This window comes from Phormidium sp. FACHB-1136, assembly GCF_014697375.1.
Lineage (GTDB): Bacteria > Cyanobacteriota > Cyanobacteriia > Phormidesmidales > Phormidesmidaceae > Nodosilinea.
The window spans coordinates 24,562-36,858 of sequence record NZ_JACJRS010000001.1; the positions used below are offsets into that span (position 1 = coordinate 24,562).

Genomic DNA, 12,297 nt, shown 5'->3' on the forward strand with positions numbered 1-12,297 from the left:
TGACGCGCTTCGTCATGCCCAGCGATTCCCTAGCTCCCAGTGGCGGATAGACGGCCCCTGACCTCCGATAGCGGATCTGGTCGGGATGTCATTCCACCCATGGGGAAACGAGGGGGCTTGCCAGGACAACTCACGGAAAACCAGGGGTCAGTTGAGGGAATGTCGATGGCTAAGGTTGTGATCGCCACTCAACTGCCCTGACTTCCAAGCTTTAAAGGTTTAAGGCAACCTCAGACTGGGCCTAGGAATCCGCCTCGGCTTCGGCGATGGCCTCTCGGTAGGAGGGCACCTTGGGCCGACCGGGCAGGATAGTATTCAGCACAATGGCCGCTAGTCCTCCGGTGGAAATTCCTGAGGAGAAGACGTTTTTGATCAGCAGGGGCTTACCGTCAAAGATTTCGGGGTGATACACCACACCTAGTCCCAGGGCCAGGGAAATGGCCACCAAAATGATGGAGCGCCGATCAAGTCCGGTGGAGGCCACAATATTGAGCCCTGCCACGGCGATGGAACCAAACATAATCAGGGTAGCTCCACCCAGTACGGGCTGGGGAATCGCCTGGAACACACCGCCTACAATGGGGACGAGGCCCAGAACGGCAAAAATTCCTGCCACATAGAAGCCCACATAGCGGCTGGCCACTCCGGTCATTTGAATGACGCCGTTGTTTTGGCTGAAGGTGGTGTTGGGAAAGGTGTTCAGCAGGGCGGCAATGGCCGAGTTAACACCATCCCCCAAGACCCCGCCCTTGATGCGGCGGAAGTAGATGGGGCCTTTGACGGGCTCCCCGGAAACGGCGGAGGTGGCCGTGAGGTCACCGATGGTTTCGACGGCGGTAATCAAATACAGAATGATGAACGGAGCGAAGGCCGCAAAGTTAAAATCAAAACCAAACCGTAGGGGAACAGGGAAGCGGAAAAGTGGCAACTGGCTGAGGTTGCTGAAGTTAACCAGGCCCAAGAAAAAGGCAATGACATAACCGATGATCAGCCCAATGGCAATGGCTCCCATGCGCAGAATGCGGTTGTTGGAAAGGGTCAGCAGCGTCACAATCGACAGCACCAAAAAGCCTAGAACTAGGTTTTGGGTACTACCAAAGGCATCCGCTGCCCTAAAGGTCACACCATCCACGGTTACCTGACTCAAACCCGCATTTTCAGGCTGGGCGAAAATGCCGCTAATCCGTTTGGCGGGCCCGCCCCCAGCTAGGCTGAAAATCCCGGTTTTAATCAGGCTGAGGCCGATGATCATCACCACTGTTCCGGCGACCAGGGGAGTAATAATTTCCTGGGCCAAGTGTAAGAAGCGGCTGAGGATGATTTCCACCGAGGATCCGAAGAAGCAAACCCCAAAAATCAGCGCTAGGGCCTGTTCCGGGGTAGCACCGCCGTTGATCGCTGCCGTACCCACACCGATGATGGGGCCAAGGAAGGCAAAGCTAGTGCCCTGCAAACTCAGCAAGCCAGAGCCCACGGGGCCAATCCGCTTGCACTGAATGAAGGTACACAGCCCGCTGGCAAACAGCGACATACTGATGATAAAGCTGGTGCTGGTGGGCTCGACACCGAGGGCGGCGCAGATCAGCAGCGGCGGCGTAATAATCCCCACAAAAGAGGCCAAAACGTGCTGCATGGCCACAAAGGCCGCTTCCCCCACCGGGGGCTTATCCATCAATCCGTAAAGAATACCCGTATCGTATTCAACAACATCACTGGTAGGGTCTGTGGCAACGGGGCCAGAACCCTCGTAATCGTCCTGTGTCATGCATCCTCCGAAGTCATCATGGTACTGAAGTGATTTACTAAAACGGCTAGGAGCCCCATCCGCCCCCTAACGCACCCAAGAATGGCAAGCGTTGAAGAGTTTTTTTGTGTTGGGCATTACAAAAAATCGGTTCTTGAGGGCTATCTGGCCATTTCTCCTGGCGACACATCCGTCTTGAGACAGAGATTGATGATCTTTCCCATGAAGGAAACTGCGCCCATGGGCGAGGCGATCTCCAGGGAAATGACCTTAGCCCCATGCCTCGGTACACTGTATACAGACTTATAGCGAACCCCCTGGCAAGATTCTGTAGCTGCGAGTACAGGCGGGATCCACCATGGCCCTATCTCCAGGGAACAGGGCCATGGTGGTTTTCCCGAAATGGTATTGCAGCGAACACTGGTCCCCTCCCGCTGGGGCTAGGATGTTTGGCTGAATCCGTCAGCCCTACCGAATTGCTGATTGGTGGGGCGAGCGCTGAACTGTTGCTGTCCCGATATTCTGTCGTTCTGGTGTTCGCCCCATGCTCCGCGTTGTGTTTAGCTTGCTGATGGCCATGGTCGCCCTAGGGTGGGGCTGGGTCGATCCCAGTTGGGCCGACAAGGTGGCCACGCCCCTCGTGTTTAACGATCCTCCGGCCCTAACGGCGGTGCTGTCCCTCTACGAAACCACCCCCGGAAATCAGGCCGACGTGGCTAAAGTCTTGCTCAAAAGCAGCCGTTCTTTCTATAAGCCCATCGCTGGGTTTGAGTCCTTGGCGCTCTTCAACAGCACCGATGGCACCCGCATTGCCTCCCTCACCCTGTGGCAAGATACCGCTAGTTACGAGGCTTTCCAGGCCTCCCTCACCACCGCCGAGGAGGAGGATTACACCAAGTACTACGAAAAATTTGTCAAGGAACGACCGGGGGGCAGCGCCAGTCTTTTGGAACCGCCCGATCCCCTCCTCACCGCCACGCTGACGGTGGATCGAGTGGTGGCTCCCCCTAGCTTGATGCCGATTACGGTGGTGGAAAATGCCCTGGTGCAAATCACGGGGTTAGGGGCAAAAACCGCTGATCAGCAGGCGATCCTATCTGCCGTGGCCCAAAACAGCCTGGATGCCTTGCCCAGCCTCTACCCTGCCCCCCGCACCGCCCTGCTGTTTAGCAGTACCGAGGCTCCCTATCTGGCCTTAGTTGCCAACTGGGGCTACGGTGAGGAATTTAGCGATATCAGCCAAGTTCCGGCAATTCCGATGACCCTACCGCCCCCCACCCCAGCGCCAGATCTAGACATTGCCCCTGGGGAAGACCTCGCCTCGGAAACGTCGCCCCAGATCGAATCCGAGGCCACCGAGACCGATCCAACCGACTGGCTCAGCCAAGATGATCACCTCTATCAACTGGTGAAGGTGGTGGCTCCGAAGGTCAACAAGTACGAGGCGAACAAGTATTAAGTCAGTATTTCAAGACAATTGGTCATCTGTGCTACCACGTTGTCCTAGGCAACCTCGGATGATACCCCTAGCCCCACGATAGATCTGGTTCAATTCTTGAATTTGATCGAGTAAATGCCTCACCCCTGGAGTCGATTCCAGAAATCGTGAGCATGGCCTCAGTGAGTTGTCCTGCCTTTGCCTTCTCCAAGTCTATGGTTGCTACCTCTCCCTCAAAATCTGATTTTAGTTTGGGTCAATATCTCCTCAGCGATGGCCCCGCTGGCTTTATGCTGAGCTGGGTGGCTGGGTTTGTGGATACCTCCGCCTTCATTATTTTGTTTGGTATTTTCACGGCCCATGTCACGGGCAACATTGCCCTCGCCGGATATGAATTTGTCCAGGCCGATGAAGAGTCCACCATCACCCACTTGCTGATGTTTCCCGCCTTTATGGTGGCGGTGGCGGCGACCTCCCTCCTAGCCCGCTATGCCCGCCATAAACAGTGGCCCGTCTTTGCGGTTTTGCTCACCGCCGAAGCCCTAGCGCTAACTGTCTTTCTATGGGTGGGAGTGAGTTTGTCCCCCTACCTCATTTTTAATGTGCAGGAAGAATACATCTTGCCCATTGGCATTGCCGGGGTGGTGGCTATGGCCATCCAAAACGCCATTATGAAGGAAGCCAAGGGCGTGTTTAAAAGCTACATCCCCACTACGGTGATGACCGGAAATACCACTCAACTCACCATTGATTTGGTGCAGGTCGCCCTTTCTAAAATGGCCCCAGATACGGACGAAAAGGCCGCCCTTGCCGCCGAAGAAGCGAAAGAACGCATGGGGCGCGTAATTCCGATTATCATTGGCTTTGCCCTAGGTGGCCTTGCTGCCACCTATTTTGTTTTGATTTCAGAAACATGGTGGAGCTTAGTTTTGCCTACAATTGTCATATCGTTTATGGCGGTGGTTGCCTTTACCGAACATGCCAAAGCGGCCAGAGATAACGCTTCGGAAGGATAAATCAGTGCCTAGGCAATTCAGTGTTTTTTGATACGGAGAGAACTTCAGTATGTTGCGGACATTATTAGCGGTTGTGGTTTCTACTCTCCTAGCGGTGATGGTGGCTATCAGCCCCGCCCAGGCCAAATCAGCGGCACTGCCGTGGCTGCAAGGGATGGATCTTACCACCGACCAGCAGGAACTGATGGAGCAGTTGGAATCCCAATACATTCCCCAAATTGAGGCCATTCTTTTCCCTGACCAGCGGGAAAAGTTTGAGCAGGCCATTGAAGGCGGTTATAGCCTGCGCAAAGCCTTTAAATCCATGGCCCTGACCAAGGAACAAAAATCCGAACTCTCGTTGGCGATGAAGTCCGTGCCCACCCAAGAGTTGTTCGCAGCCCTCACCCCAGAGCAAAAGAAAGAAGTCTTCATGAAGAAGAAAGAACTCTTCATGCCTACCCCGGAGGAAATTGTCGAGAAAATTGAAGCGGGGATGAAAGCCAAGGAGAAATTTGCCCCCGATGCCCCCGGTTCAGAGATGGCCCCCACCGCCGAAGAAATTGGCGAAAAAATTAAGCTTGGCTTAGCCAAGAAAAAGGAATTCATGCCCACCATGGAGGAGATTAAGGAAAAAATTTCCGCCAAGATGGAAAGCGCCATGGAAACCGAAGAGTAACCTACGCTTCACCCAGCCATTGTGCCTTTGCCTGCTTGGCCCAGCCCTAGCAGGTTTTTTGTGCCCTTAGGCATGGGCCTCGGCATAGCGGTCGATTTGGTCAAATAGGGCAACCAGATGATCGGCGGTGGTGAAGGGGTTGAGCAACACCGCCTTCAGCCAGCGCTGTCCTTGCCACAGCGGCAGGGAGAGAAAAACCTCGGCCTCTGCTAACAGAAACCGCTGAAGGCCAGCATTCCAGCCGTCCCAGGTGTCGGCGGGACGCTGGGGGGGACAGCCCCGAAAGCAGACGAGGTTCAGGTCTGGCTGCGTGGCTAGGGTGAGGTAGGGGCGCTGGCGAATCTGATCCACCATGACCGCTGCTAGGTGATAGCCGTGATCCACCAGGGCCGCACAGCCCGCCTTGCCCAGGTGTTGCAACGACAACCACAACTTCAGCACATCGGGATGGCGGGTGCCCTGTATGGAGATTTCCCCCAGGTTCACCCAATCCGCTTCGCTGTTCATGTAGGGGGCCGGAATGCGAAAGTGGCGATGGAGCAGCCCGAGGTCGCGGAACATCACCGAGGCGCAGGTTTTGGTCACATACAGCCACTTTTGGGGGTTAAAAGTGACCGAATCGGCCCCCTCAATGCCCGCTAACCGATGGCGATGGGCCGGAGCAAAGGCCAAGGCTCCTCCGTAGGCGGCATCCACATGGAACCACAGATCATGGGCTTGGGCGAGGCGCTGAAGGTCGGGTAAGGGGTCAATGTTGCCCGTGACGGTCGTGCCCGCTGTAGCGACCACCGCAAAGGGGTGTTTTCCCTCGGCCAAGGCGTTATGGATAGCGGATTCTAGCGCTTTCATCTCCATGCGTCCTTGGGTGCTGGGCACTAAAACCACGCCCTCTAGGCCCAACCCCAGTACCATGGCCGCCTTTTGAATCGAGGTATGGGCCATCTCGGAGGCGAAGATCACCGGAGTGGCCTGTCCCGCCAGCCCTCCCTGCAAACAGCCTAGTTTCACGTTGCGGGCTACGGTGAGCGCTTGCAGATTGGCGAGGGTGCCCCCATTCACCAGTAGCCCCCCAGCCCGATCTCCCAGGCCAAAGAACTGGGCGATCTCCGCCATCAGCAACGGCTCCAGCCGCGACAACAGGGGCGACATTTCCACGCTCAGCATATTGTTGTTCAATGCCGCCGCTACCCAGTCTCCCAGAATGGACACCGTGGTCGGCAGGGGATCCATATGGCCCAAATAGCCGGGATGGGCTGGGTTCATCGCCCCCGCCATCATCGCTTTGAGACCATCCATCAGGGTCGCCAAGTCCCCCGGCTGATCAGGGATAGCGCGGTAGACCAAGCCAGACCCCGACGGCAGGGGAACGTGATCGCCTGCCGCCGTGAGGTAATCGACGATGCCCTGGGCCACGCTGTGAACCAGCGCCTCCATGACTTCCCGGTTGTGGCCGTGGGGGTGGACAAAGGCATGGGCAGGCAGCCCAACTGGAAGCATGGCGCATCTCTCCTCTGGTGAGCATTACTCAATAGCATCTCACCTTCAGCGGCGGCACGGCCCTAACTCACATCAGCGAAGACAGGGATCGTCGCTGTCGGAGATCGAGGGTGTGGGCAAGGCTGTCCTCCTCCCAGTCGAGGGGGTGGGCTTCGTCTGGGGGCAAGACTTCCGGTTGGGGAACGAGGTGATCGGCCTGAGTTTCTATGGCGTTGACCCCTATGTTGGTGTTGGTCGTGGCGGCGGCTTCTGCATCGACCTTGGCCCCGGTGGGGTTGGGCGCAATCGGGGGGCGATCCTTGTCGCGTACCGCTGCCCTGGTCGGGGTGGCGGAGTCTGCCTCCGCCTCAACCATCGTGGGGGGTAGGGTATCCTTCACCGCCTGGGCTCCCTTCACAATCACGGCATCGCGCTGGGGAGAATAGGGCTGCAAACGCTTTGGCCCCGTGGCCGCTTTGGCCTTGGCCTTGACCCGCCGCACCCGTCGTTGGGGTGGTCGTCGGGTAGCCGCCTTCGCTCGCTGGCTAATCACCACACTGCCGAGGGCGCAGAGCCCCACCAAACTGCTCAGCCCCCAGAGCGTAACCTGGGTTCGAGGGTGGGAACGGACGGCAGATTCGTTGCCCCTGGGTTCGGACCTGTCGCTGGCCCCTAGGGGGGACGAAGATTCGTTGGAGTCCTCAGAGGATAAGGCGGAGGATCGGGAGGCAGGCGCTTTGGTTCCCTTGCCGGGATCGGTAAACAGGAGCCGATGGGACGCCACCGCCGCCAAGCAAACCGTCACCAACCACAGACTGCCCAGCAGCACCAAGGGGCGATGGGACAACAAACGCAGCCAAAATAAACGCGAACTGGGAACGGGCGCTTGGGTGGCGGAGAAAAGCGCCTCTGGGCGGGGGGGGGGATGCTTTCCAGGATCTCGCACCATGATGACTGACCTAGGATCTAACGGGTCGCCCAAGCCTCTGCACCGAGTCGCGACCCTAAACTGGATACCAGGATAGCGAGGGACAGGGAATGTGGTGTCATTTTGTCATAAATTCCCCTAGGTCGCCAGTTTGAGCACAATTTGGCAGGACAACGGAATCATCGCCTGTCATGATGAGGCCAAACTGGACTGCAACGGGAACAAGCGACCCTGGGGCGGCTTCTTAGGGCTAGGCGTCACCCTTATTTGACTATTTGACCCTGAACCTGGAACCTTGTTAATACGGAGCAACGACTGGCCATGACAACCCCTCTCATCTCTACGCTTCCCCATCGTTTCAACCCGCTGGCCTTGAGCACCCTAGCTGGGGCAACCCTGGCTGGGGTGACCCTGGCTGGGTTAGCCCTACCCGCCTCGGCCCAAACGGCAGAGTTTAGCGATGTCAGTGCCAGCTATTGGGCTAGACCGTTCATTGAAAGCCTAGCGGCCCAGGGCATCATTGCTGGGTTCCCGGATGGCACCTTCAAGCCCGATCAACCCGTGACCCGATCCCAGTTTGCCGCCATTGTGCGCAATGCCTTTAACCAGCCCCTGACCCGCTCGGCCCCTGGCTTTAGCGATGTGCCTACCAACTATTGGGGCTACAGCGCCATTGCCAACGCCTACGGTCAAGGCTTCATGTCGGGCTATCCCGGCAATGTGTTCCAGCCGGAGCAACAAATTCCCCGTGTGCAAGCGTTGGTGGCCCTCGCGAATGGTCTCACCTTCAGCCCCAGCGGTTCGGTGAACGAGGTGTTGGGGGTCTTTCGCGATGCCAGCCAAATTCCCGACTATGGCCGTAGCCCCGTGGCCGCTGCCACCGAGCGCAAAATGGTGGTGAACTATCCCAACGTGGATACCCTCCGCCCCCAGGGCAATGCCACCCGTGCCGATGTCGCCGCCTTTGTCTATCAAGCCATGGTGGCCCAGGGCCGAATGCCCAACCTCCAAGCTGGGATGAGTGCCACCAACTACATTGTGGGCTTTAGCGCTACGGGCACTCCCACCACACCCACCGTGGTCTCTGGAACGGTGCCTCGCGGTACCCAACTGGCGGTGCGCTACCCCGGCAACGGTGATATTGATATCGTCGTCGCCCCCGGCCAAACCGTGGCCACCAGTTTCCAAACCACCCAGCCTGTTCTCAATGCCCAGGGCCAGATTCTCGTACCTGTGGGTAGCACCGTGCAGGGCCGTATTGTACCCGTCAACATTGTGGGGGCCCAGATTACCGCCGCGAAGTTCGTGGCCGATAGCCTCACGGTGAGCAACCGTACCTACGCCATCAGTGCCGAATCGAGCGCCGTGGCCGCCACCCAAAACGTCAGCAACACCGACCTCCAGGGGGCCGTCATCACCGCTGCCGCCGAGTCCATCCTCACCTCCATCACCGGAAACCGCACCATTGGTAGCATTGTCGGCAGCATCCTCACCGGGGATTCAGGCACCGCTACAGCCAGCAATGCGGTCGTCGTCATCCGCCCCAGCGCCCTAGATATCACCGTACAGGCGGACTTCACGGTCAACAACTAATACTAAATCCGACCTGTTTACCCCCGGTACCCAGCGGGCGAGGCTTTCTCGCCCGCTATAGTTTTCGCGGTTAGAAACCGGGGTTATCTAACTCGGATTGGGTATACCCCTAGCTTCAGTGCGGGTCAAGTTCAGTGGGCTACTACGTACACAGATCTTGCTGCTAGTCGCAAAATCCTGGACGATCCCCCTAAATCCCCCCTAAAAAGGGGGACTTTGACGCCGTGCCCCTTTTTCTCCTTATAAGGGCTACTACATACACAGATCTCGTTGCCACTGGTCAAAGGCTGGGAGATCCCCCTAAGTCCCCCTTTGAAAAGGGGGACTTTGACTCCGGTTCCCCCCTTTTCAAGGGGACTAGGGGGGATCAATTGATCTGGCTGGACAATTTTCCAGGCCATTGGGTTGTTGACTACGGCAACGAGTGCCCCATTCTTTGTAGTCATGATCCGCCAAAGATCCTGCGATGCAGCCCGGTTGCCAATGTAGGCATCGCCAGAATCATCTTAAAATTAAGGCCGCAGGGTGGCATTGCCCACCATCTACTTCAGCGATTGATGATACTCCAGGGAAATATTGACGATGATCCATCCAGGCCAAACCGCAACGCGAACGGCGCTACGGTCATTCTGGCGACCTTGCGGCTGGGGATTGGTGGTGGCTCTGGGGCTGTTGGGTGGTGGGCTTCCGGTGCAGGCGGCGCTGTGTCCGGCCCAGTTGGCGGAACGGCTGGATGCGGAGCTTAGCCAAGCGCCCCTGGATTCCGCCCAGGTGGGGATGGTAGTGCAAACCCAAGGGGCCAGTTCCCCGCAGCGGCGCACCCTATATGCCAAGCAGCCCAACGCCTTATTTACCCCTGCCTCTAATGTCAAGGTGCTGACCTCGGCGGCGGCGTTGCATCGGTTGGGGCCAAGCTATCGGCTGCGGACATCGGTCTATGGATCGGTCAACCCTGGGGGCTTAGCAACGGTGCGGGTGGTGGGGCGTGGCGATCCCACCTTTGGGGCCAACCAAATGACGGCCCTCGCGTCCCAACTGCGGCGGGCGGGGGTGACCCAAATCAACCGTTTGGTGCTGGACGACAGCTACTTTCCCGGCTGGGCCACCAACCCCACCTGGGAATGGGAGGATGCCCAGTTCTACTTTGCGGTGCCCGTGAATGGGCTGATTTTCAACAAAAATGCCGTTCCGGTGCAGGTGACTCCGGGCCAAGTGGGGCAACCCCTCATGCTAACTGGGCTGGAGGCGTTGCCTGTTCCTTGGCCTTTGGTCAACCACAGCCGCACGGTGGCGTCGGGAGCCCAGGTCACTCCGGTTTCTCTACAGCGCAATGGCCATTCCCTTAATCTGTATCTCACGGGCCAAATGCCCGCCGATGCCGCCCCTGGCACCTATACCCTGGGGGTGCTCAACCCCGCCGACCAGTTTGCCGCTGCTTTGCAATCGGCCCTTGTTAGCCAGAATATCCCCACTGCCCAGGTAGATGTGGCCCAGATCCCATCGCCTAGCCTGGGGCCAGAACTCGCCGCAGTGGAATCGCCAACCTTGGCGGAACTGCTGGTACCTACCAACCGCGACAGCGACAATCTCTATGCCGAAGTGCTGTTGAAAACCCTGGGCGTGGCGGGGGCAACGGTGCCTCCGGCGGATGCCAGTCGGGTGGGGGCCGAGGCGGTGAAGACGGCACTCACCGACCTGGGCGTGAATGCCGAACCCCTCCGCCTTGCCGATGGATCGGGCCTGTCGCGCCACAATTTGGTCAGCCCTAATGCCGTGGCGGATACCCTGCAAGCCATGGCCATCCATCCCCAGGCCGCCGTGTTTCGGAACTCCTTGGCCGTGGCAGGAGAAAGCGGCACCCTACGCCATCGCCTTGTCGGGACGCCCCTGGCTGGACGGGTACAGGGGAAATCGGGGGCGCTCACGGGTAACGTGGCCCTGGCGGGCTATGTGCAGCCCCCCAACTACGACCCGCTGGTGGTGAGCGTGGTGATCAACCATTCCAACCAACACGCCAGGGTGCTGCGGGCCAAAATTGACGAATGGCTGCTGCTGATGGCCCAACTTTCATCAGACTGCTAGGGCGGTGGCAAGCCAGAACCCTATTCCATCCCATCAGAATCAGGGTTCATCCGATGGGCTTGCCTCTGAGTTGCGTGGGCGAGGAGACCTCGCCCCTACCGTCTAGACCGTTGCCAGGAGTTTGTCTACGTTTTTGGCGGTTTCAAAGAAGTAGGCGGCGTTTTCTTCGGGGGTACCGGGGAGAATGCCGTGGCCCAGGTTGAGGATATGGCCGCGATTTCCGGCTTTCTTGATGGTGTCGAGGATGCGCTCGCGGATGAGTTCCTTGGAGCCAAACAGAATCGCTGGGTCAACATTACCCTGCACCGCGATCTTGGGGCCAAGGCGGCGACGGGCTTCGGCCATGTCCACCGTCCAATCCACGCTGACGATGTCCACGCCGGACTCGCCCATCAGGTCAAAAATGCCAGCGCTGCCGCTGATGTAGAGAATCAGAGGGGTGTCGGGGTGGGTTTGCTTCACCTGCTGCACCACCCGCTGCTGGTAGGGCAGGGCGAAGGTGCGGTAGTCCATGGGGCTGAGCTGTCCGGCCCAGGAATCAAAAAGCTGCACCACCTGGGCACCACAGTCGATCTGGTAGCGCACGTAGGTGGCGATGTTGTCAGCCAGTTTGCCCAGCAGGGTGTGCAGCATGGCGGGTTCGCTGAAGGCCATGCCCTTGATGTTGGTGTAGCTCTTGGAGGTCTTGCCTTCCACCGCGTAGGCGGCCAGCGTCCAAGGCGATCCCACAAAGCCCAGCACAGCGGCGGCGTTGCCCACTTCCTGGCGCAGGGTTTGCAGAATGGTGCGAATGTAGGGCAGGGCGGTTTCGGGGTCTAGCTCATGCACCGCATCGATTTGGGCCTGGGTGCGGATGGGCGGGTCGATGATCGGGCCTTTGCTCTCGATGATGTCGAAGGGAATGCCCATCCCCGGCAGCGGCGTCAAAATATCCGAGAACATGATCACGCCATCGGGACGGAAGGCGCGCCAAGGCTGAAGGGAAATTTCAATAGCCAGATCGGCGTTCTCCGAGCGCTCCCGGAAGGAGGGATACTTATCGCGCAGGTCACGGTATACCTTCATATAGCGCCCTGCCTGACGCATCATCCACACGGGGGGACGATCCAGCACTTCGTGGCGGGCGGCGCGGAGCAATAAAGGTACCTGATTCGCTGCGGTCATTGAAGCGTCACCAATTTACAAGAACGGTTTACAAGGGGGATTTGCAAAGGCGATTTTAAGCGCAAAGGCTAGCTTATCATTCTGCGATGCCCTTCCATAGGGCGAGGGTTTCAGCGAATTTGGTTGTTACATTTATACATATTCTTAGCCCGCTTCCGCCTCCAATTACCTGCCCAGATCAAAACAAGGGGCTTAAGC

General features: G+C 58.2%; 9 protein-coding genes. 5 read left to right on the top strand and 4 right to left on the bottom strand.

The annotated features are described in order from the left end of the window. Positions 1–241: 241 nt before the first annotated feature. Positions 242–1,765 (bottom strand): nucleobase:cation symporter-2 family protein, encoded by a 1,524-nt coding sequence (locus tag H6G62_RS00105; RefSeq protein WP_190492078.1) that lies wholly within the window; start codon positions 1,763–1,765, stop codon positions 242–244. A gap of 523 nt (positions 1,766–2,288) precedes the next feature. Here H6G62_RS00105 and H6G62_RS00110 point away from each other — a divergent pair. The 3 genes from H6G62_RS00110 to H6G62_RS00120 all read left to right on the top strand — a co-directional run bounded on the left by H6G62_RS00110 (position 2,289) and on the right by H6G62_RS00120 (position 4,856). After that, on the top strand, positions 2,289–3,203 hold the full coding sequence (locus H6G62_RS00110) for an antibiotic biosynthesis monooxygenase (protein ID WP_190492079.1): 915 nt from the start codon (positions 2,289–2,291) through the stop codon (positions 3,201–3,203). 152 nt (positions 3,204–3,355) lie between these two features. Beyond that, on the top strand, positions 3,356–4,198 hold the full coding sequence (locus H6G62_RS00115; protein WP_206755631.1) for a YoaK family protein: 843 nt from the start codon (positions 3,356–3,358) through the stop codon (positions 4,196–4,198). 49 nt (positions 4,199–4,247) lie between these two features. Next, on the top strand, positions 4,248–4,856 hold the full coding sequence (locus H6G62_RS00120; protein WP_190492080.1) for a hypothetical protein: 609 nt from the start codon (positions 4,248–4,250) through the stop codon (positions 4,854–4,856). Between the two features lie 66 nt (positions 4,857–4,922). Here H6G62_RS00120 and H6G62_RS00125 read toward each other — a convergent pair whose 3' ends face one another. Both H6G62_RS00125 and H6G62_RS00130 read right to left on the bottom strand, forming a co-directional pair. Beyond that, on the bottom strand, positions 4,923–6,353 hold the full coding sequence (locus H6G62_RS00125) for a pyridoxal-dependent decarboxylase (RefSeq protein WP_190492081.1): 1,431 nt from the start codon (positions 6,351–6,353) through the stop codon (positions 4,923–4,925). A 67-nt stretch (positions 6,354–6,420) separates the two neighbouring features. Further along, positions 6,421–7,281 (bottom strand): hypothetical protein, encoded by an 861-nt coding sequence (locus tag H6G62_RS00130; RefSeq protein WP_190492082.1) that lies wholly within the window; start codon positions 7,279–7,281, stop codon positions 6,421–6,423. Between the two features lie 300 nt (positions 7,282–7,581). Between H6G62_RS00130 and H6G62_RS00135 the strand changes: the two genes are divergently transcribed. Together H6G62_RS00135 and dacB are read left to right on the top strand one after the other, a co-directional pair. Then, a complete protein-coding gene (locus H6G62_RS00135; RefSeq protein ID WP_190492083.1) occupies positions 7,582–8,853 on the top strand; it encodes an S-layer homology domain-containing protein in 1,272 nt (423 codons plus the stop codon). A gap of 582 nt (positions 8,854–9,435) precedes the next feature. Beyond that, positions 9,436–10,935, top strand: coding sequence for a D-alanyl-D-alanine carboxypeptidase/D-alanyl-D-alanine-endopeptidase (gene dacB / locus H6G62_RS00140; RefSeq protein WP_190492084.1), 1,500 nt, complete (start codon positions 9,436–9,438; stop codon positions 10,933–10,935). 102 nt (positions 10,936–11,037) lie between these two features. Here dacB and hemE read toward each other — a convergent pair whose 3' ends face one another. After that, positions 11,038–12,099: a uroporphyrinogen decarboxylase gene (hemE, locus tag H6G62_RS00145; RefSeq protein ID WP_190492085.1), complete on the bottom strand. Its 1,062-nt coding sequence runs from the start codon at positions 12,097–12,099 to the stop codon at positions 11,038–11,040. Between the last annotated feature and the right edge of the window lie 198 nt (positions 12,100–12,297).